The following is a 22,296-nucleotide window of genomic DNA, read 5'->3' as shown; positions in this document are numbered from 1 at the left end:
CGTTATGAATCATATAGAACTCCAGTGGTTGTCCCACTGAATGGAGGATTGCTGTGTTGATTTCTCATAAGGTTTGCGTTGGCTAACCACACTCCCCGCCCCAGAACTTAATCTAAATTCGCCATCAAGAAGTACTGCTCCGGAAGCATCAGACAATGCCGATAGCTCAACTAACTCTTTAGTTTGCTTAGACCAAATGCCGTAGCAATTACCTCTTGGTGAGGTAGCGATAATCCAATCATCGGATGCTGCGATACTTGCAATGTAATGATTAAATCGCGCCCATTGCTCTGGCTCTGCATTCAAGGATTCGAACTCACCGCCTTTCGTATGCATTGCTAAAAGTGAAGGATATTCATCAGGTTCACCACGATATTGCTGGCCACAAAGTACTGTCTCTGTCCCATCATGCGCTAAGTGTCGAATGCTTAACTTCTTATCCAGCAATTCAACCTGATCAAGAAGCTCACCTCGCGATGAAACATAGCTCAAACTAGGCTGCATGGAATCCAAGTTTTTCGGTGTTCGGCCATCAGTGTGTACACCGCCAACTCCGATAGCAAGATTACCATCGGGCATGATAATCACCTCGTGAGGGCCAATACCAAAACCAGTGAATTCTTCGACCTTGCGATATCCTTGCGCAACATCATAGACGCCAATTACGCCCTGGCTTGTGTCCGTTTTCCCTTCAGTCGCATACAGTAGAGTACCGTCTAACGAGTAAACGCCGTGACCATAGAAGTGACGGTTATTACCCTTCACTACCATTTTTATCTGCTCACCACTTTTGTAGTCAAACGCCATAAAGTAGTCACCAGGGCGACGGGCAAACACCACAGCATGTGATGACGTTGGGCAAATGGCAACACCATGTCCACGCTCGGGGATCGCTAGCTGAGTCAGTGGCATGCCATATTCATCAGCGACAACCGCGGAATACTGGTCTCGACCATTAAGCGCGCAACCAATCAACTGAGGTTTGTTCGATGCGTTTTCACCTGAACGGCTTGCACATCCGAACGGCAGCAATGGGACAGCAGCACACCCAAGTGCTGCTTTCAGTAAGTTTCTTCGTGTAGTATCAGTCACCATCGGTAGCATTAAATCCTATTACCACGCCCAGCTCTATCGCTACTTCTTCATGAATCAGGTACTTCAAACGTTCTAGCTTGTTGTACTGGGTAAGAACTTCTCGGTAACCTTCTTTACTCTGCAGTAAACTGAACAAGCTCAATCCCGTTGGCCAAGTCTCTAATGTCAGTGTGAACTGATCAGCAACACGATCAGCCAAGTCATTTAGCCCTTTCTCTCTCAACAAGCCATCAAGGCCGTTACCGTCAGCTAGATACAATTTCTCCAGAGCTGCAACGTTCGCTTTTAGTTGAGTCATAGAAGTTTGCGCTCGCCAAGATTCTGAAAAGTATGGGCGCGGGTGACCAATTTTTGCCATCGGACGGCTTAACTTCTTCATGCTGTAATCAAGCTGATTCGTCAAAAGAGCAATGTATTCAGACTCCCAGCGCATTTCATCCAAAGCAAGCCATGGGTTTACTTGCCAAGCTTCAGCAATTGAAGCTGATTTCATTGCTAAGTTTTGCGCGATAGCTTGTGAAGACAGACAACCCGACGCCTTATCTTTAAGCAGTGGCGATTGCTGGTCATATAGCGCCCACTCCAAAGCACCCAAACCTTGAACAGTCACACTTTGCTGTGCGATTTCGTCTTGCGTCCAAGCTTTATTCTGTTGCGTCAGCTGACGCATTTTAAGGCCCGTCGTGTTCTTTTTATCTGGCCAAAATTGAACATTCCAGCTCTCTTCTAGCGCCGCTGTTGGGCCACGCTCTTGTCCTTGCAGTGCCATCCAACTATTCATGGTAAGCTGCCACTGATTTTTAACGGTATCTAACTCAACGTTATTTGTTTCACAGTAACCCTGCATCAAAGCTTCTAATTCGCTCGATTGCTTAGCGAATAGTACTGCTGAGTCAAACTCCTGTTGATACACACTACGACTGATATGACTTGTCGTGTCAGCTTGATAAGACACGCCGTTAACCTCAGACGAAGCCACTTGCTCCCCTGATGATTGACAGCCTGCCATGGCTAAAACCGACAAAGGCATTAACAATAATTTTTGAGCCATGCTGTTACCTTACTTCCTAATTTTTCTTTTAATTATATGAGTTCATCAAATATGAAAACGACCGCTGCGCTCGTATTTCTACAAGCTCAGCGGCAGTCAGTCATTTATTCGCTACTTGCTTCGCTCATCAAGCCTCTGGCCCAAATGAGTTCAAGTTAGCTTATAGTGAATCTAAGAACGCCAGCAGTGCTTCACGTTCGCTACGACTGAGTGACAACACTTCCTGTTTCGCCATCTCAGCTTCACCACCGTGCCAAAGTACCGCTTCCATCACGTTTCTTGCACGACCATCATGCAGCAAGAAGGTGTGGCCATTCACTTCTTTTGTATAACCTAAACCCCACAATGGTGTAGTTCGCCACTCACGTCCATTCGCTAGATACTCTGGACGATTATCCGCTAGGCCTTCTCCCATATCATGCAGCAGCATATCGGTATAAGGGCTGATTAACTGGTCAGATAGTGCAGGCAAACCTTCGCGCTTGGCTGTACGAATTTCAGCTTGGTGGCAGCTTTGGCAACCAATCTCATGGAACAATTGTTTGCCTTGAATGACTGCCTGATCATCAACATTACGACGGATTGGAACCGCCAAATGTTGAGAATAGAACTCTACGAAGTCTAGAATATTGTCACTCACTTCTGGCTCACCACCATTTGGGAAATCATCACAAGTTGATTGAGCTGCGGTGCAGTTTTCGTTCGGGAATAAGCTGCTTGTTAAGCCCAAATCACCGTTAAACGCTGCCGCATTTTGCTGCATGAGATTTGGCTGACCAGCTTTCCAACCGAAACGTCCTAGTGCCATTTCGTTTGTGCGAACGTCAAGAACGTAATTGGCTTTACCCGATACGCCTTGGTTATCCGCTGCTTGTTGCTTCGCGAAACCAAGAATCGTCTCTTGTGGAATACTCTCTAGCAGGCCCAAACCAATCATCGGTGGCGCAACACGAGCTGAGAATTCTGTTTTAGGGTGCATTTCACCGAAAGCAAGTTCAGTGATCTTTAAAGAAGGTTTACGCAGAGTAACAATCGAGCCGTCTTTGAAAGTAACAGGCACATCTGCGTAACTGATGTTCACCTTACCCTCTGGTTTTACCCCTTGAAGTGCAAAGTCTTGTAACTGACCGCCGTATGTTGGCTCTGGAATGCCACCATCACGAATAAAGGCTTGTCGTTGCTCAGGTGTTTCTACTGGGATACTTAGACGAACCAGCATAGACACGGCGTTCTCATCGCCTTTTTCTGGCGCGTGGCCTCGCCCATCTTTGATGTGACAGTTTTGGCAACCATTGGTGTTAAATAACGGACCTAGACCATCACGAGCGTCAGTTGATGATGGAGCGGGTACCCAAGGGTTTCTAAAGAAGCTGTTACCAACGCTGAAATCTAAGCGTTTGCTCATTGGCAAGTTAGCAGCAGGAAGAGAAAAAGCATTCGCCCCGTCTTTCTTTACGGTTGTTTTACCACCGGAGTAGGTTTCATGAGCGTGTAATGGAGCTACGAAAAACAGTGCGGTTAAGAGTGAGGCTGATAGATACGACTTCATACATTGCCTTGCTGAATTTTTGATTTTAGTTTTTATAAAGAAGTAGTTTTTTTTCTTAGCAAACAATTAAGGGCTCAATCAGAGCCCTTACATTTGTTCCTGGCTCGGGTTATTAGAACTCGTGGTCAGCTGTATCTGGGTTTAGGCTATCGATGCCAATCACACCAGCAGCACGCTCTATTGCAGCTGTTTGAGATACTAGAGCAACAATTGTTTTGTTTACTAATGCATTACCTGCAGCGTTGTCAGCAGCAATTAGCTGGTCAAAGTGCTGGTTGTTTTTCTCAGCCGATGTTACTAGCTGGCCTACTTGTGCACGTGCTAGGTCAAACTGCTTTTGAATTTCTTTCGCCGCTTGCTCATCTTTTTGCTCAACTAGGTCAAATAGGCTTGGACCTGAAAGTAGAGTACCGTCCTCACGCTTGTATAGACCCGTGTAAACGTTGTAGATGCCTTGCTCATTGTAGTAGTGAGAGTTGTGCGTGTTATCAGAGAAGCAATCGTGCTCATCTTCAGTAGAGTTAGCTTCTAGAGCTACCTTCATACGCTCACCAGCAAGTTCACCTAGAGAAAGTGACCCCATGCCGAATAGCATTTTACGTAGACCATTTTCGCTAGACTCAGAAAGAAGCTCTTGACGGTAGTTACCTTTCTCGCCTTTAGCCCACTGCTTTTCCATCCACTCTAGATCTTGAACTAGTAGCTCAGCAGATGCTTTTAGGTATGCGCCACGACGGTCACAGTTACCGTTTGTACATTCAGCACCAACAACGAAGTCAGTGTAAGCACGCTGACCAGCACCTGCGTTTGTGCCGTTTAGGTCTTGGCCCCAAAGTAGGAATTCAATCGCGTGGTAACCAGATGCAACGTTCGCTTCAGAACCACCGATCTCGTTAAGCTCGGAAATTAGTTCAGGCGTAATGTTCGTCGCGTCCACTGTCGTTTGACCGATTTGGAACGTTTTGTTTGCAACGATGTTAGCGCTTGCGCCCTCGTTACCTAGTTCGTATTGGTAATCAGAAGAAACGTAATCAATCAGACCTTCATCTAGTGGCCATGCGTTCAGTTGACCTTCCCAATCATCAACAACCACGTTGCCAAAGCGGAATACTTCTGACTGTTGGTATGGTACGCGAGATTCAAGCCAAGCCAGTTTTACTTTTTCGAAGTTACCAGCAGAAGGAGAAGCTAAAAAGGTATCGATAGAAGAGTTCAATGCTTTTGCTGTGATTACTGAGTCAGCAAATACCGCGTGTGCAATATCTGCGTAATGTTCTACCACTTGATCTTGAGTTACTGCAGCGAAAGAAGAAGCAGAGGCAAAAATGAGTGACGAAGTTACGGCTTTTGTCACTGAAGATTTGATAGTCATGAAGCATCCTTGTTGAGCTTTAAATTATTATTTGTAGTAATAGTGCAAACCATTATCATTTACACTAAGGATTAAATAATACAAACTTACAATTTTATTGCAAGATAAATACAAAAAAACCTCACATATGTGAGGTCTTTAAACATTTTGTATTAGGCGCAACAAGCCGCGGATTAGATATCCAGGTTATGCTTGCCGTGTGAAACTTTAGCTTTTAGGTAGCTTTCATTACCAGATTTGATATGAGCAGAAGTATTCACCACTTCTTCAATCTCGATACCATAGGACTTAAGCTCATTAATCTTCTTAGGATTGTTCGTCAACAAACGAATCTTCGGGATACCTAGCGCACGCAGCATTTCAGCCGCTTCAGTGAAATCACGCAAATCATCACCAAAGCCTAGATGGTTATTCGCTTCGTAGGTGTTCATACCTTCACTTTGAAGACGGTATGCATCGATCTTATTATATAAACCAATACCACGGCCTTCTTGGCGTAGATAAAGAATCACACCGCCAGCTTCGCCCATGATTCTAATGGTTTCATCTAACTGCTCACCGCAATCACAGCGAGAAGAGTGGAAAACATCACCAGTAAGGCACTCCGAGTGCATACGAACAAGAGGGACATCTTGTGTTTTATCTACTGATTTAAATATTACAGCAACATGCTCTTTATCTGTTTTCAATCCATGAAAAGAGAGTAATTCAGCATCAATACTGCTTGTTACCCCTACTTTGAAATCTATTCTGGCACGCACTTCCGCCATAGTTATACTCACTTGAAAATTCGATGTATTTAACAACACTACATTATATGTCTGGGCAATATTTTGTAGCTAACTATCTAATGATAGACACTATGAGGCTGTTAACAATTTTTTTCAAGGTCGATAGTGACAAAATTGTTATACTATAACAACCATTCTTCTAGGTAAGAAAAAACCCCAAATTGGAATGACCAACATGGGGTTATAAATGAGTCAGTTGCAGCGAATCGTGCTCGTTTTACCGAACGATTAACTTACTTGAGTCTGTTTCCAAATAACAAGTTGAACCCAAGCATTTTCTAGCTCAGCTAACTCTTCTTGTGTCAGAGTCGAGATGCTCGATTTCGCACTGTATCTTTCTGCCCATTTATCTGACTGGACATGAGTATGGAACTCTTTTTTTAAATTTGTGATAACGTTATCCACAGATACATCCTTATATAACAGTGCGTTGCCTCTATAATCCTCTAATTTTACAAAATACAGTTCAATTGGTAAACAGTAATACACAATTTTTATGAGCGCTTTCTAACACTTTTTACTGATAAATTTACAAATAGCAGAAATAATAGGCTCGTTAACAGCCAAAGTAATAAGTTTGAAACCCTCATCGCTGGTTTATCCTGCATAAACTCGACGATTCTTGCTATCATATTTTACGTAATTTCATGATGACTCTTCCCTGCTTTCACCCTATTCAATACACTCTAGGCCTAAGTCTTTTGCAATCGGAGAGTTCGATTCAATCAGGTTCTGTTTTGCCATGGGGACATCGTAGTGTCTTTGTTAAAGCAGTGTCGCGCGATGATTGATCGCGGTTAAGCTATTTAGTTTTAAACAAGTCACAGCCAAATTCTAGGTAATAAAAAAACCGAGCCATTTGGAGTATACAGTAAAAATCGTGTCTATTTGCGAGTGAGTGAGTGGAAGGCCTTTACTGACAATGCTCTTCCCATAGGTTACAAGCGTACACACTATGTATAATGGTGTGTACGCACTTCTATCCCTCAAGGATTAACAAGCCGATGACATTTGTCGGTGGACAATATAGTTTGATCTGAAATGTGCCTCTTTCAAGCTCCCCATAACGGTATGACCACTAAAATTTGACCATTATGATGAATGTTACACCCTTGGGGATTCATAACAATAAAGATTGATCAATTTCTGAAACGTTTTTGGACACTTTTGAATTAGAAAGTGCCACGGGTAAAATGTGACACGGGTAAAAATTCAGCCTGTGAAGGTTTTGGACATAAATCACTTAGTACAATAACTCTAATTCATTGCGTTTTGATTACTCTTTTTGACCCAAAAATGGAATGTGCATAGATATTCAAAGGGTAAGGCTACGCACTTGCAGTATACTTGTATCTGTAGGGTGGGCCTGTCACGCCTCTAACTAGAATTGCGACAGAACCTGTTTTCTTTGTAACATCAGAACACCCTGACGTTCATCCTAGCCAACAATGCACATAACCCTTATGCCATCAGTACCTTAAAGTGCCTACCCCCAGTGCTTTCTTAATGTTACCTATTTTAAATCCTAGATGCACTTTTCTCATTAACTGCCTATTTTTTCTGTATACAGTTACTGCACGGTCAAGAAGCAGCTAAGGGAAGTGTTAAATGCGGACCTACATCGAAACTGCAACAGCAGATCGAACAGGTAAGGCAATTGTCAAGAGCAAAGCAGCAGTTTGTGATGGATGGAAATGATAGATAAGGTTATCCAACAAGCAGCGCATTAAAAAGCCCACGAATGCGGGCTTTTACTACTACAAGCTATTCGTAAAACTTATAAAGTCCGGTAGGCCAAAATCTTTCATATCTTCCAGAAACTGCCTTCTAGTTGATATTTGATTTTGAATATCAGGCTGATCTAATAACTTTGCTATAGCGATTGCGTTCTTAGCTCTAGTTGCATGGAATGGGCAATGTTTCCATACACTTTTTTCATCACTTGACAGCAGCTCGTAAGCAGTCTCCATAGACGAATATTTCAATAAATACGGCTCTCCAAACTTATCAAAAGCATCCAATATTGAATCAGTAACTGAAGATATTTCATCTTCAGAGGAAATGCTCCAACGCTTCTGTTCGCCAATTGATAAATTACCAAGCTCTACACCAAACGTGAAAGTTTCTGCTTTTTCCTTTTTAGACAATAGGTTATTATTAGAGTTTATTAGTTCCTCAACCTCATTAAACCGAATAGCGACATTTACCGTTACATCAAAGTCATCGGCATGTCTAATAAATGAGAGGTGGACACTAGCTCTGCCTCCTTCAATAGATCGATAAAAGGACTGCTGTTTGGCTTTTTTCCCAAAGCCAAAAGCTGTCAATTTTTCACCAACACTTGCAAGTAGATTTTTTTGTAATTCTTTGATACTCATAATAGTCTCAGCCAATTAGTAACGCCTCTCAATAATCATGTTTTTGCCACGAAGTTCATCTGGGGCATTTTTACCAATAAGGGTTCCACCGTGTGTTGCAAGCGCATTATCTTTGGCGAGCTGAGAAGCATTGCGGACTGCACCGCCTGCTTTCACTTCAACAGCTCGAATCGTACCGTTGGCATCTTGAACTAAGTGATCAATTACACGTCGGCCTTCAGCAGTCCTCACTGATACTTGACTACCTAAAATAGAATTTCCTTCAGCAACTAGGTCTTTAGCCGCTTGGGCCTCGGCAGCTTTACCTACCGCTCTATTTTTGGCTAACTGGGCTGCTCTCTTGTTTGTAACATTTAATTATCAAGAAATTCTGAAATCGCCTTCTCTAAGTCATTATTGAATCCTTCGGCGTCCTCTACTTCTCCTATCTCCTGCGCTTTCTCAATCATTAAGCTAAGGCAAGCTCTAACCCCATCGGTAACACATAGCTTCAGGTCGTTTTTATCTACACCACGCCAAGAGCGCTCGGGAAAAGCTAAATCAATGGTAATTTCGGCATCTTTCTTAAGGTACTTCATTCGCTCTGGCCCTTCTGAGCCAAAATCACGAATTTTTCCAGATACTCGAAATACTATGGAAAACATCACGATAGTTTTAAAGTAAACGCCCAAGATCTCTTTATTGAAGAGATCATTGAGTATTTTCTGGATAGGCCAAAATAAATCGTCAGCCCTTGGATCACCATATTGACCACTAATTTGAATCATCATAGTTGCACTTCCTTCTACTTAGGCCGTTTTGAACCAGCCCAAGGCTCATTGTTTTTAGGTCCCGGGAATCTTTCAACTAAACGCCTTTCTCTATCAAGCATTTGGTCTCTAGGCCCTCGGCGATATTCTTTTATTCTTCCTCCAGCCAGTTCTTTAGCTGTATACCTAGTGGAAGCGTCTTGCGAGATGCCCCATTTCTCGAAATTACCATTCGCATCGAACTTTCCGTATAACGTGGCTTCAGTATCCGATGTTCTGGTATTGCCATGAGAAGAGTCAGAAGAGTGCTTTTTGGGGCCGCCATCGTAAGCAAATGTTCCGTCAGCATTCCTCAATCGACCATCGGGTGATCTCTTTGTAACATTTAATTCTAACGATCATCCAAAAAATTGACGACTCACTCTATCCACTTGATTACCCAGTGAGATTCATCGAAGTATCCTTGCAAAGCCTCCATGTTTTCTACCCAGTCATCATAACCGTTTTTAAATGATTCATTTTCTGAGATGACTACTAAGTAGCCACCTGTATTTTCCGAATCATCTACTACTTGCACGAACGACCCCTCATCATCGCCCTGAATTATTTTCCCAATAGAATTTAACTTAATCATAACCATAGTTATTTCAGTCCACAAAAGAGATGTGATTGTTAACGGTAGGTTTATTAGAACCAGGTTTGTAAGTTTCAAGATGAACGTGTGGTTTGTTTGGAGCATGACTACCAGACAAAGAACCGTTATCCATCCTAAATTGCTTTGTACCATCTGCACTTCTAAATACTCCGCTGCCCGGTTTTCCAATCTCGTTATAATTCTTGCCAAGGAATTTTTGACCGGCTTCTAAAGCCTCATCCGCTGTCAATGTATGTTGGCTAGTGATGTCCCTTTTATTCGCAGACAAAGTTTCATTAATGACATCATCTACTCTGTTTGTAACATTACTGGATCAAATAAAATCAATTAATCCTTAGCATTGTATAGTTCATGAAGACCAATCTTATCCGGATCATTGAGCAGCACCTCTGCGACCCCCTTATGCACTAGCACCAATCGTCCTTTATCATCTTCAATTGCTCTAGCTCCATCAAGGATCGCAAGAAGACCAAATAACGCTTCGTCGACTGCTTCAGTTACGATGATCTCGACATTACTACGATCTTTATCAGATAATTTATTGAACCATTCGGAACGCTGTTTCTCGGCCTCTGGAACTATTCTTCCCGGAGGCTCTTCTAAGTTCTCAATCGTATCCTCAATTGCCGAATCTCGAACAATCTCTTTTATAGCTGCGACAAACTCTTCACTATTCATAATTTTTCCTATTACTTTTTTCTGCATAAATACCAATATAACAACATGAGAAATATTTGGGCAAATAACGAACGATTGGAGACGCTAATTTTGTCGAAGAAGCTAATAAAGGGGCACTTCTGAGTTACGAAGTGCCACTGTGAAGTTACCTTCCCCCGTATCTAAATACAGCCAAAAATCGATCAATCTTTATTGTAAATGATCAGACTTTATTGGAATCGAACAAACTATATTGTCTTCCGACAACATTTCACACTTTCTATTAATCTGTGGTGACTGAATAGTCACCTTTCCCCTCGTTGTAATCATAATGAATCTCAGTAGGGTAATCTTCAGATGCAATTTCAAGTATTTCGATAATGGTAGTAACTGGGATTTTATATACATATTTATGGCGCTCAAAATCAGAGCAAGTATAGACGCCTCCCCAGTTGCGATCTTTATCTCTGTAGGCATACAAAGCACTGCCATGTACTAATTGGTTTGCAATAAACTGGACTGTCTTTGTAAGCTTATCTTCTTTAGATAGATCATACAGTTCATCAATGTTCCAGAAGTTCAAGCTATTGACAGGTTTGATACATTTAGAACCGTAGACATTAAATTGTTTACTCGTTGTGCGCGAGGAAAGCTTCTTTGCTTCAGTAAGCTTTCGAACCATAAATAACGATATAATTACATCTTTTTCGAAATTGACTTGCCGCTTCTCGGTATATCTTAGCGGTTTAGAAACGGGTTTAAACCTTCTGGCATAAGCAGCTAAGTCTTCCTTCCAGTAACGAGACTCAATCACAATTTCTTCTTCCACTCCTCATACCAACGCTTGCCCTTCAAGCCACTCTCAAACGGCCATGCCAAAACTCTATCGAACAAGGGGTCTTGCGTTATCAAATCCATATCAGGAATATCCCAATACATGTCATTTAGAGCAATTTTCTCATTTATATCCCTAAACTCACCAACCATAAGTGAAATAAATTGCTTTGCATCATTCTCAGAGGTCACTTTTATAGGTATAGACACTCTGCTATCAACATCGACTTTACCTTTAATCCTGCTTAAGCCAACGTAAGTTGCCTTTTGCTTCTTTACTTCAATCTCTTTCTCTTCAATCTTCTTTACAAACTTTGGTGAAAACTCAAATAAATCACGACTTATAAAATGAGTTTGCTTTTTGGGGTGATTGAAAAGTAACTTTAACCACTGTTGTTCAATGTCTTCAGGCATGAACCCTTCATTCGTTAGTGCTGTGTAATAATAGTGTTCAACCCAACTAGCTTTTGAAAACTCTTCCAGTGAAAGTACCGCTAACTGAAAACTGGATGGATATGAACCATGTTCGAATAGTAATATTGAGTCATTTAAGAGTCTGAGAGCATTGTGTAAAGACTCTACCGCTATCTTCTCAAACTTGTACTTGCTCAATCCGTCTAATTTTTCCATTGATAACTTTAGTTCCCCTAAATATTAAGCCATTATGTACAAGACCAGAATTGCAGTAAACGCAATTCTGCACGATAAAACTTCAGCATTGTAATAGTTCTTTCAGGTAGCTATTCCGCTTATGAGAGTGACTAGGTGCCTCGGTGATCTGCTTCATGTCATCACTACTACCAACGATATGGATTTCACTTTCCGCTCTAGTGATTGCCGTATAGAACCATGCTCTATCCACTATTCTTCCGTTTTGCAGAGCGATGATGATGCGTGGAAACTGTGATCCTTGAGCTTTATGTAGAGTGATTGCGTAACCCAACTCCATGCAGTCGAGAACGGATTGTGTTATCTCGACCTTTTCACCTGTATCTAGCGTCACTTCACCGTAACTGTCACCAGAAGGTTTGGTACTGGTTAGTGTGCCAAGTGAGCCGTTCTGAATGCCTTTATCGTAATGATTCTGCGTGAATAACACCGCATCATTGAGGCTAAGTGGCAGAAAGAACTTGTCACCATTGATTTCGAACTCAAGGCTGGCGCTATCTGGGTTAACGGCTTGCTGGGTGAGCTTATTGATTTCTGATACGAGTGCCTTGGTTGGAGCCATGACACGACTGCTATAAGGGAATTCTTGATAAAGCTCGCAACAGACTTTGGCAATATCTGTTTTACTGGTTTCGTGAAAGTGTATTGCACCTGAGCTTAATTGTTCAGGCATCACACCTTGATTGATGAGTTTTGAGTATTCGGGGATACCCGTTGAACCTTCTTGCCGTTTGACGATATCCAGCATCGTATTCGCCACCGTTTTTGCTTCAACGATGTCTTCCAATACCTTGCCACAACCTATTGGTGGGAGTTGGTCAGGGTCGCCAGTGAATATCAATCGTACAGAGGGGTGAATGTGATTTACTAGGCGATACATAGTTGGTAGGTCAATCATGCTCGCTTCATCAATCACTAATAGATGATTTGTTTTCTCGACACTGGGTTCAATAGGTTCTTCACGCAGCAATTTGGCAATGGTTGAAGTAACAAAACCGATGGACTCATGAAGTCTCATTGCAGCACGACCGCTGAGCGCAACGGCGTGTATTTCAAATCCAAGTTGATGATATGCCCTGAGAGCCGTCCTGAGTACCGTTGTCTTGCCTGTTCCTGCACCACCCGTAATGCAGCTTACCGAATTATCCAGACACGTTGTGACGGCTTCGATTTGTTTAGGGGTTAATTCGTAGGGAAGCTCCGCAGCCGCAGAGCAATACGCAGCATTGGCGTTTTCATCAAACAAGTTATTTCGTTTAATCAGTGTATTTAGCCGTTTGGCAACGACACTTTCCATCAGAAGTTGCGCAGTTGGATGGTAGGCTCCTGTGTCGGGATTTAAAATATACTGAGCTTTATCATGACCTGATTGGAACGCCTGAGTGACCAGTGTTTTGTCTTTCAATAGTTTGTTGAGGTAAGGGCGCACATTGGCATGAGTGGTATAGGTGTGACCTTTTTCAATCTCCTTGCGAATCGCCATTTCCAGAGCAGCGCTGAGCCTTCTTGGGTCATCCTTCGCAACATCGCTCTTAAAATCCATTACTTTGATAATATCTTCAATGGCACTGAACGAAAGACCAAAGCCCATCAAAGCATAAGGATTATCCTTAATTACCTCTATGGAGGCTTCACCGTGATGCTTGAGCAGCCGTTGCTGCACACTGGCGGGGATGTTGTGCTCGCTCATCCAGTTGCAATGTGCCAGATTTTTATACTTGGCGTACCCCTTAAAGAGTGCTTCAACTGAATCTTCACTCAGAATCGATGTCAGGCGCTTTCTGGACTCTGGGGTGTCATTTCTCAGTGTGGCATGGAAGTCTTTACCCAAGAGCAGCCAGAGCGCCCTAGCTTTGCTTTCGCCAATACCCTTGAAGTCACTTTCTCTGGCGATAAAGCGTATCAGTTGCTCACCTTTTTCGGGTAAAGTGCATTCAATATGCTTGGGTGATTCATAAGTGTGCTGCTGCATTACATAATCCCCCATCTCCATATTTTCTATCTGGCGAGCGCCTTTGACTGACCAATGCTGACCCAGCGTTGGAAGCACAGGGATGCTATCGGGGTCGGCTTTGATGGTGACGTAATACTTCCCACTATTGGTTTTGTAAGAGTCTTTCGCCAGCGGTACACCGCTGAATATCACCATCTTGGTCGAGTGATAAGGGATACTGGTTACGCGCATTTGGTCTTCATGCAAAACGGTATTCATCGAGGCATCAACCCCATTTCGGATAAGGTTTCAGATAGCTCACCAAAGCGCTCAAGTCGCTTTTCAAGCTCCTTGACCTTGGCTTTCAATTCAATATTCTCAACTTCCAATGACGACACCCGCTTTGAATCGAGCAGCTTTCGATTTGCTGTGTTGTCGTAGGCTTGAGGTTTGTCCTCATTATTCTTAGCAACATCAGTCAACGGTGGCAAGACACCTCTACCGCGCAGTTCATATTCTAAGGCTTTGAGTGCTTTCTTGAGGGCAGGATTTTGGTTTAACGCCGATTTCCCACAGCCGATGCCCTTTGCCACCTCGATTCGATTAAGCTGACCTCTGAATACGATTTGTTTAAAGTCATCGTCAGTCTGTGTGGCTTTCCAGACTTCAAATGCTTCAAGGTTTTGTTGCGCTTTCTGCTGCCCACTTGCCATTAGTCATCTACCTCACCCAATAGTTTGCGAAGTCCTGTGACAAAGCCTCTAGGGAATACTTCACTATTGTATTCCATGTCTTTTACCTGACCCGCCTGAGTAGTTTGCCAGTCGTTCTTTTCCATGCACTCATCAGAAATGGCATACGCTAAGGCTTTTTTCTCTGATTCGGTGAGTACGCCTGATAGGGATGGCAGCACTTCCACGCTTGGTTCTGCGGTGGTGTCAAACTGGCGCACAGGGCGTTTGTCGATGGTAATATTGGCGTATTGCTTGAGCAAATTAACCTCTTTGCGGTAACGGTTACGCTCGGCAATAATTTGACCAAACAAGGCGCGTACCGCAGGGTCTGGGATACGCTCTAACAGTTTATTATCCGCAGGGATGGATTTAGACCGTGAGGTGTTGGATAACGGTTTTTTGGTACTGGTATTGTACTTTGCCGCCCATGCTTCGATGAGCGTTCGGTAGTGCTTGTTACGGGTGGCACGCAAAGCCTCATACGCCAATCCGCCATTTTCAGCAGACACTCGACCAATTTGCGTGATGGAGAAGTCGCGCTGACCTGATTCCGCATAGGCTTTCAGCGTGTCATTGAGCTTATCGAGGTTTTGCTGCGTGCGAGGCACTTTACCTTCTTTTAAGTCAGCCAGAATAACATCTATATCGAGTTCCATTAGTCCTCCAATAAGTTCGGTAGAGCGATGCCATCTAGGTGAATGGCTTTATCAGTCAGTGCATGAATACCCTGAGAGAACAGTTTATTATCAATCAGGTATTCACCCGCTTCGATGTAGCTCGCCACTTTGCGGTAGCCTTCAAGTTTGTCGTCAGGGTCAGCGATTTTCGCCATCTGACGAAGCATGGCATTGGCAGCGATGAGCTGTTGTTTGTCGTCCATTTCCATGAAAATCGGCTCAAAGCCTTTTTTCATCAGTACACGACTGAGTTGCATCGAGCGCTTTTGAATAACAGGGGTTTTACGCAGTTCGTCCTGTAAATCAGGGTAAAACTCCGCGTCATCACAAAGCAGCGATAAGTGCAGTAATTCAGAGTCGGTTTCGATAAAATTCAAGGCATGGCTGACATCTTGCTCAGATCCAACCGCAATCAGTTTATCTTTGGTGTCGTCCTCATTTCTGGCTTCTTCGACACGAATGATTTTGCTGATAAGCTCAAAACACGCTATCCAGTCTTTTGTGTATTCATCGGCTTCGACTTGCTGTTTTTCATAGCGGCGCTGTAGGGCTTGCAGTTCATCGTGTTTGATAAACGGCTTTCCTTGCTCTTCACAAAAGAACTGCTTGTCTTTAAGGGCTTCCAGTTCACCCTCAATTTCCACAGAGAGGTTAGCCGCTTGATGCGCTTTGTAACTCAGTTGATTGAAGTGGGCATTGAGTGGCTTAAGATAATAAGCTTCGGTAATAAACCAGCGGCAGCGGATACAGTTTTCAGGGCCATGTGGCACACTGGCATAAACGCGATTTGCAGCGGCTTTTGCATCTCTAATCAACTCACCACCGTTCCAGCAACCACCAAGGGTACTGACTTCATCCGATTTAACTGTGTTACCACCTACCAAACACAAGCCACACGAGCGTTCTTCCCAACCTATCGGATTACGATTAACCAGTGCCGCCTGAATGCTATCATCACTTTGATACACCATCTTGCATTGAATTTGCTCCATCGAGGCATCTTTAAGGAAGTTACGCACCGATTGTTTGGATTTCGCATCCAACTCACCATGTGCTTCATCCATCTTCTCTGCCATCACGGACGGGGTGATTTTGTTGTAGTAGATGGTCATCAACAGGCGCGTATGACCTGCAAGTAGTTTAGAAATCACTGGCAATGGCAATTGCGTGTCCATCGTATAAGCGGTGATGAGCGAGACACGTAAACTGTGCAGGGGAAAGAGTGTGGAAACCTTAGCAGCTTCTGCCGTACTTTCTGGATAATCCACAACCAGTTTTAACCGTTCGCCGTTATCTAGGGTATCGCCTTGCTCCACGAGTTGATTTTCCAACTTTAGTAAGAGTTGATACCAGAATGCTTTGAGTCCAGTACTGGATTGAATTGGCTTATGTTTATCATCACCCTTTGCTGCTGCATCACGAAACAAAAAAGCAATTTCGCCCATGCCTTCTAGCTGTTTCTCCGATTTCTTCTCACAAGTGTGCTTTGCCAGCAGGGTGGTGCAATCGGTGGGCTTTGCAATGGGGTTGTATTTTTCTTGCCAGTTACGCAGTTTCTCAAGCCAGTACAGCACTTCCTCGTTTTGCCAAGGGATGATGTAGCCCCGCTCCAGTTCGTCTTTGTTCTGGTCGGCGGTTTTGTTGGTGTTGATATAGCAGCCTGTGGAGTATAGCCCTGTCATGGTGTCGTGAATGCGGCGGAAGATGCCTTTTCCGAATGGGCGTTTTTCACTGCCAAGCGCGAAGTCATGTTGGGTGTTCACTACCCATTGACCTTGCTCATAGCGCCAAGTGTCCGCTTCCCCACTATCGAGCATCCGCACCTGATAGGTACGCAGCGGTAGGTGGAGCTTCATGAAAATCACCATTGCTTTGACAGGCGACCAGATTTGATGAACGTTGATTTTATTACCTTTGCGAGTGACTTCTTTGCTGCGCCACACACAGTCAGGGTCGGTTTTATCAATCAGTTCAGGCTTTACCTCGAACCAATCTCCACTTTTATTACCTTGCCCTGTTTGCTGCTGCGCCCATGTCCAGTGCTTGAAGTGGCGATAGTGATAGGCAGGCAGCAAGGTTTCACCGTCCTTAAGATTTTCCTCAAGGACGGTCAATTCAGTTTTATCTGGCAGTGGGCAAAGGATTTGTCGCAAGTCCTGAATATAACGATACGGCAGAGGGTTGCGCACAGTTTCGGTCGCAATGGCTTGTCTTTTGATTTTGCTCAGCGGGTTTTGAACCAGTGGCATGAGGTTACCATTATCATCTTCTTCCGAGAACACTTTTTCGATAACAAAGTCGATGAAATCGCATGGGTTATTCACACTTTTCTGGATGGCCCCTCGGGTATTTAGTGTTTTCTTTACTAGAGTCTCCAATTCTTCACTAGAGCATTGATGTCCGTTCCAGTCCTTAAAAAACAGTTCTATATTGCTGATGGCATAAGGCGCACATTCAACAAGGTAGGATTCGAAGAAACGACCCAAAGCTTGCTGTTTATCAGAAATGTTAGTGGTTTGTGTCGACATCCACTCAGCAGCCAACTCCTGCCATTGCTGCCACTCCGCACCAAGCGTGGTGAGCATCCATGAGAAGGTTAAATCCGATGAGCGTCCATCATGTTTTTTTCTTTTATTCTTCATTACTTACCTATCAATTTTGGATGTTTGCCCGTGAAGTAACCCTGTGGGTCGATGTCGTCAAACCCATGCTCAACCAGTGCTTTCCAGTCCAGAGCTTTGACTTTGGATTCAGGGTTTGCCAGTTGCAGTGTTGCTTGGGTCAGTTCATCAGAGATTTCTTGCTGACCTTTGCCTGTGTAGGGGATTTGTGAGTCTAGGGACTTGTGGTGCATACAACGGCGTATTACCAAGGGATTCAGCCCCGAACGCTCAAGTCGTCTGCCGTAATTATGTCGATGTCCGTGTGGGTCTTTACCTTCAGCCTTGTTTTGCTCCAAACCAATGCGCTTCAAGCCGTTAGCGTAGTTATCATGGAAAGCGTTGATGGTGTAAGGGTTGCCGAAGGCACTGTGATGAAAAGAAATAAACGCATAAGGGTGGTGACAGTCGATGCTGGCGCGGTACTTTTGATATTTTTTCCAAAGTGACATAAACACTTTGCCATAGTCGGTTGGGAACCACTGAACCTGTATGTAGTTGTCTTTATGGTCAACTACGCGGTTCTTCCAACCGAGATGTGCGGTGCCTTTCATGCGTTGGCGAGGGATACGCGCATACTTTTCTTTTAAGTACGTTTCTCTATTCTGATTTTTAGAACGAACTTCAGGGTCATTTGGCGCTTTGCCATCGACTTCATTGTAAATTCGAACGATAGCACTATCTGGGTTATAAGGATCTTCAAACACATCTGTCACCCAAAGGGTTAAAGCCTCGCTTTCGCGTAATCCTCCACCGTGCATGAGCAGGAGTATTAATTTGTCCCTGAGTGCCACTCGTGGATCGCTTGCGCCACCAATACCGTTCATATAAAAATCTTCCCAATGCTTTTCAGGAAAGGCGATGGCGTCATCTTCGGTTTTGGTGAGTGGTGTGCGTCCCTTAATGGTTCGCGCCTTACGGATGGTTTTGTTCACAGTCTTATCTTCGATATGACCAAGGAAATCATTTTGGTTTTTGCGATACCATGCAGCGTAATTCAATCGCTGCTCATGAGGGGTGGCATCACGCAAGGGGTTCATGGACGCAGTACCTTGTTTTTCTGCCAACCAGTCGGTAAATGCCGTTAGTCTATGAATATGCTTATTCACGTTACTGGTTGAACTTGGCACCCAATATAAACCTGATGGGTCAAGTCCATCTTCACCAATCGTTCCTGTGTACAACCGCTTAGAAAAGGTCTGAAAGAGCAACTTCGGATCGTCAAACAATCCTCTATTTGCTTCCATATAATCCAACAACAAGGACACCGCTTGAAGAAATCCATTCATGACGGAGTTACTCACACCGTCCGCCTCTAGCTTGAGTAGGTAGTCCGTGACCGTACCTAACTCTCCTTGCTCAGTTAGCAAGATAGGCATCTGGCTTTTGATGCCCGTATTGTCCTCTACAATCGTCGCTCTGACTTTTACTGATGACAAGCCATGCTTTCCCTATACACAAAATACATACTATTCACTATATACCTATAGTTATATTTGTGCAAAAAAAAGGCAGATTTCTCTGCCTTAATACACAATATACACCCTTTAAGTTACTATATATAAACAATGGCTCGGTTTTTTGTCTCAACTTCTCTTTTTAGAAGTGAAAGCTTACTCAGTGTCTTGCTCGCTATCAGAAGCGTCTGATGCTTGCTCTTCACTGGATTCAGAAACAACTGGTGCTTCAGCGTTTGCTACTTCAGCTTCGCCTTCAACTACCTCTGCTTCTTCTACTTCATCAATACGTTGTAGTCCTACAACATTCTCGTCATCAGCTGTACGAATCAGTGTGACACCTTGAGTGTTACGACCAACTTGGCTCACTTCCGCAACGCGAGTACGTACTAACGTACCTGCGTCGGTGATCATCATCATTTCATCGCCTTCTTCAACTTGAACCGCACCAACAACTGGGCCGTTACGTTCAGAGACTTTGATAGATACTACACCTTGCGTTGCACGGCCTTTCGTTGGGTATTCTGCTAGCTCAGTACGCTTGCCGTAGCCGTTTTGAGTTACAGTTAGGATATCGCCTTCGTTAGAAGGAACAATCAGCGATACCACTTGATCGTCTTCTGGTAGCTTCATACCACGAACACCAGAAGCAGTACGCCCCATTGCACGTACTTTGTCCTCGTTAAAGCGAACAACTTTGCCCGATTTAGAGAACAGCATTATGTCGCTGTCACCGTTAGTGATGTCAACGCCAATCAATGAATCGTCTTCACGTAGGTTAACTGCGATTAGGCCGTTAGCACGTACGTTTGCGAATTGATCCAGAGATGTCTTCTTAACAGTACCGTCGCCGGTTGCCATGAAGATGAACTTGTCGTTAGAGAACTCAGATACAGGCAGAATAGCCGTAATGCGCTCACCTTCTTCTAGAGGAAGAATGTTAACGATAGGCTTACCACGAGCAGTACGACTTGCTAATGGTAGTTGGTAAACTTTCAGACGGTATGTCTTACCACGCGTAGAGAAACATAGGATGTTGTCGTGAGTATTAGCAACAAGCAGACGCTCAATGTAATCCTCATCTTTCATCTTAGTTGCACTCTTACCTTTACCACCACGGCGTTGAGCTTCGTAGTCACTTAGGATTTGGTACTTAACGTAACCTGCGTTAGAAAGCGTTACTACAACATCTTCTTGAGCGATTAGCTCCTCCATGTCGATATCATGAACCGCTGCTGTGATTTCTGTACGACGCTCGTCGCCATAGATTTCACGCACTGCTTCAAGTTCTTCACGGATCACTTCCATCAAACGCTCAGTGCTTGCAAGAATGTGCATTAGCTCAGCGATTTCTTCTAGAAGTGCTTTGTATTCGTCTAGAATCTTCTCGTGCTCAAGGCCTGTTAGGCGGTGAAGACGAAGTTCTAGAATTGCTTGTGCTTGTGTTTCCGTTAGGAAGTATTGGCCATCGCGGATGCCGTATTGGTCTTCTAACCAATCAGGACGAGCTGCGTCAGTACCTGCACGCTCAAGCATTGAAGCCACGTTACCAAGATCCCAACCACGAGACACTAAGCCAATCTTCGCTTCTGCCGGTGTTGGAGCGTTCTTGATAAGTTCGATAACTTCATCGATGTTTGCAAGTGCTAGAGACAATGCTTCAAGGATGTGTGCACGGTCACGCGCTTTCTTCAGTTCGAAGATAGTACGACGTGTAACAACTTCGCGACGGTGGTCAACGAAGCACTTAAGCATGTCTTTTAGGTTAAACAACTGTGGTTGGCCATTGTTTAGAGCAACCATGTTGATACCGAAAGTCGTTTGCAGCTGAGTTTGTGCGTATAGGTTGTTCAGAACAACTTCACCCACGGCGTCGCGCTTACATTCAATAACAATACGCATACCATCTTTATCAGATTCGTCACGTAGAGCACTGATGCCTTCTACTTTCTTATCTTTAACCAGTTCAGCAATTTTCTCGATCAGACGGGCTTTGTTTACTTGGTAAGGGATCTCAGTAACGATAATGGTCTCTTTACCATTCTTGTCAGCTTCGATGTCCGCTTTTGAACGCATGTAAACTTTACCGCGGCCAGTCTTGTATGCATCTACGATGCCTTTACGACCACTAATAAGTGCTGCTGTCGGGAAGTCAGGACCAGGAATGTAGTCCATTAGCTCATCAATCGTGATCTCTTCATTATTGATAAGTGCTAAACAGCCATCAACAACTTCACCTAGGTTATGAGGTGGGATGTTGGTAGCCATACCTACTGCGATACCAGAAGCACCGTTTACCAATAGGTTAGGAATTTTTGTCGGAAGAACTGCTGGGATTTGTTCAGTACCATCGTAGTTCGGTACGTAATCCACAGTTTCCTTATCAAGGTCAGCCAAAAGCTCGTGAGCAATTTTCGCCATACGAACTTCGGTATAACGCATTGCAGCCGCGGAGTCGCCATCGATAGAACCAAAGTTACCTTGGCCATCAACTAGCATGTAACGTAGTGAGAACGGTTGAGCCATACGAACAATTGTGTCGTATACAGCACTATCACCATGCGGATGGTATTTACCGATTACATCACCTACTACACGAGCAGACTTTTTATATGGTTTGTTCCAATCATTACCTAGTACATTCATCGCGAACAAAACGCGGCGGTGTACTGGTTTCAGGCCATCACGCACATCTGGAAGGGCACGACCAACGATGACGGACATCGCATAGTCTAGGTATGAACCTCTAAGCTCATCTTCAATATTTACGGGCGTGATCTCTTTCGCTAGATCGCTCATAGAGCCATTTTCCCTCTATAGTCAGATCGTATATTTGAATACGTATAAGACCGAAAAATATAACACAAATTTACCTACGGAGGCATCACTTTCCCTAACCTTTTATCATCTTATGACCCTTGTAGCCAATCAATTGATGAGAAATTGCACCTCAGCATCATATCTCGCTGAAACATGTTCACTTTACATCCAATAAATTCGCAAAATTGTAGATCTTCTGGTCAGCACGAAAAGGC

Annotated in this window: 20 protein-coding genes; all 20 read right to left on the bottom strand. The window is 43.8% G+C overall.

Annotation, left to right across the window (positions count from 1 at the left end; all coding sequences use genetic code 11):
• Positions 1 to 9: 9 nt before the first annotated feature.
• Positions 10 to 1,095, bottom strand: coding sequence for a DUF1513 domain-containing protein (locus ACTRWI_RS12855; protein ID WP_499131919.1), 1,086 nt, complete (start codon positions 1,093 to 1,095; stop codon positions 10 to 12).
• Positions 1,085 to 2,146 carry an imelysin family protein gene (locus tag ACTRWI_RS12850; protein ID WP_499131917.1) on the bottom strand — a complete coding sequence of 354 codons (1,062 nt, stop codon included), beginning with the start codon at positions 2,144 to 2,146 and terminating at the stop codon, positions 1,085 to 1,087. The genes ACTRWI_RS12855 and ACTRWI_RS12850 overlap by 11 nt, the downstream gene beginning before the upstream one ends.
• Positions 2,147 to 2,306: 160 nt before the next feature.
• Positions 2,307 to 3,695 carry a di-heme oxidoreductase family protein gene (locus ACTRWI_RS12845; protein ID WP_499131915.1) on the bottom strand — a complete coding sequence of 463 codons (1,389 nt, stop codon included), beginning with the start codon at positions 3,693 to 3,695 and terminating at the stop codon, positions 2,307 to 2,309.
• 112 nt (positions 3,696 to 3,807) lie between these two features.
• Entirely contained in the window at positions 3,808 to 5,067 is a 1,260-nt protein-coding gene (locus ACTRWI_RS12840; protein WP_499131913.1) for an imelysin family protein, read from the bottom strand.
• Between the two features lie 173 nt (positions 5,068 to 5,240).
• The gene (locus tag ACTRWI_RS12835) at positions 5,241 to 5,837 is read right to left on the bottom strand and encodes a GTP cyclohydrolase II (protein WP_499131911.1); all 597 of its coding nucleotides are present in this window, start codon (positions 5,835 to 5,837) and stop codon (positions 5,241 to 5,243) included.
• A 249-nt stretch (positions 5,838 to 6,086) separates the two neighbouring features.
• The gene (locus tag ACTRWI_RS12830) at positions 6,087 to 6,263 is read right to left on the bottom strand and encodes a hypothetical protein (protein ID WP_499131909.1); all 177 of its coding nucleotides are present in this window, start codon (positions 6,261 to 6,263) and stop codon (positions 6,087 to 6,089) included.
• Positions 6,264 to 7,615: 1,352 nt separating this feature from the next.
• Entirely contained in the window at positions 7,616 to 8,251 is a 636-nt protein-coding gene (locus ACTRWI_RS12825) for a hypothetical protein (RefSeq protein ID WP_499131907.1), read from the bottom strand.
• Positions 8,252 to 8,467 carry a hypothetical protein gene (locus ACTRWI_RS12820; protein WP_499131906.1) on the bottom strand — a complete coding sequence of 72 codons (216 nt, stop codon included), beginning with the start codon at positions 8,465 to 8,467 and terminating at the stop codon, positions 8,252 to 8,254.
• Between the two features lie 122 nt (positions 8,468 to 8,589).
• Positions 8,590 to 9,006 carry an Imm44 family immunity protein gene (locus ACTRWI_RS12815; protein WP_499131904.1) on the bottom strand — a complete coding sequence of 139 codons (417 nt, stop codon included), beginning with the start codon at positions 9,004 to 9,006 and terminating at the stop codon, positions 8,590 to 8,592.
• Between the two features lie 397 nt (positions 9,007 to 9,403).
• Complete coding sequence (locus ACTRWI_RS12810; RefSeq protein ID WP_499131903.1) at positions 9,404 to 9,562, bottom strand: hypothetical protein; 159 nt, start codon at positions 9,560 to 9,562, stop codon at positions 9,404 to 9,406.
• 70 nt (positions 9,563 to 9,632) lie between these two features.
• Complete coding sequence (locus tag ACTRWI_RS12805) at positions 9,633 to 9,908, bottom strand: hypothetical protein (protein WP_499131901.1); 276 nt, start codon at positions 9,906 to 9,908, stop codon at positions 9,633 to 9,635.
• A gap of 59 nt (positions 9,909 to 9,967) precedes the next feature.
• Entirely contained in the window at positions 9,968 to 10,318 is a 351-nt protein-coding gene (locus ACTRWI_RS12800) for a hypothetical protein (protein WP_499131899.1), read from the bottom strand.
• 262 nt (positions 10,319 to 10,580) lie between these two features.
• Positions 10,581 to 11,126, bottom strand: coding sequence for a hypothetical protein (locus tag ACTRWI_RS12795; RefSeq protein ID WP_499131897.1), 546 nt, complete (start codon positions 11,124 to 11,126; stop codon positions 10,581 to 10,583).
• Positions 11,108 to 11,761, bottom strand: coding sequence for an AbiV family abortive infection protein (locus tag ACTRWI_RS12790; protein ID WP_499131895.1), 654 nt, complete (start codon positions 11,759 to 11,761; stop codon positions 11,108 to 11,110). Before ACTRWI_RS12790 ends, ACTRWI_RS12795 begins: the two co-directional genes overlap by 19 nt.
• Before the next feature lie 82 nt (positions 11,762 to 11,843).
• On the bottom strand, positions 11,844 to 14,012 hold the full coding sequence (locus ACTRWI_RS12785) for an AAA family ATPase (RefSeq protein ID WP_499131893.1): 2,169 nt from the start codon (positions 14,010 to 14,012) through the stop codon (positions 11,844 to 11,846).
• The gene (locus ACTRWI_RS12780) at positions 14,009 to 14,446 is read right to left on the bottom strand and encodes a VPA1267 family protein (protein WP_499131891.1); all 438 of its coding nucleotides are present in this window, start codon (positions 14,444 to 14,446) and stop codon (positions 14,009 to 14,011) included. The genes ACTRWI_RS12785 and ACTRWI_RS12780 overlap by 4 nt, the downstream gene beginning before the upstream one ends.
• Positions 14,446 to 15,123: a gamma-mobile-trio protein GmtX gene (gene gmtX, locus ACTRWI_RS12775; protein ID WP_102360276.1), complete on the bottom strand. Its 678-nt coding sequence runs from the start codon at positions 15,121 to 15,123 to the stop codon at positions 14,446 to 14,448. The genes ACTRWI_RS12780 and gmtX overlap by 1 nt, the downstream gene beginning before the upstream one ends.
• The gene (gene gmtZ, locus ACTRWI_RS12770) at positions 15,123 to 17,786 is read right to left on the bottom strand and encodes a gamma-mobile-trio integrase GmtZ (protein ID WP_499131889.1); all 2,664 of its coding nucleotides are present in this window, start codon (positions 17,784 to 17,786) and stop codon (positions 15,123 to 15,125) included. The genes gmtX and gmtZ overlap by 1 nt, the downstream gene beginning before the upstream one ends.
• The gene (gmtY, locus tag ACTRWI_RS12765; RefSeq protein WP_499131887.1) at positions 17,786 to 19,243 is read right to left on the bottom strand and encodes a gamma-mobile-trio recombinase GmtY; all 1,458 of its coding nucleotides are present in this window, start codon (positions 19,241 to 19,243) and stop codon (positions 17,786 to 17,788) included. The genes gmtZ and gmtY overlap by 1 nt, the downstream gene beginning before the upstream one ends.
• Positions 19,244 to 19,417: 174 nt before the next feature.
• Complete coding sequence (gyrA, locus tag ACTRWI_RS12760; protein ID WP_499131886.1) at positions 19,418 to 22,060, bottom strand: DNA topoisomerase (ATP-hydrolyzing) subunit A; 2,643 nt, start codon at positions 22,058 to 22,060, stop codon at positions 19,418 to 19,420.
• Between the last annotated feature and the right edge of the window lie 236 nt (positions 22,061 to 22,296).

The organism is Pseudoalteromonas sp. G5_S1_14_S5 (assembly GCF_054968605.1).
Note: the sequence above shows the minus strand (reverse complement) of the source record. Positions and strands in the feature narration are given on the sequence as shown.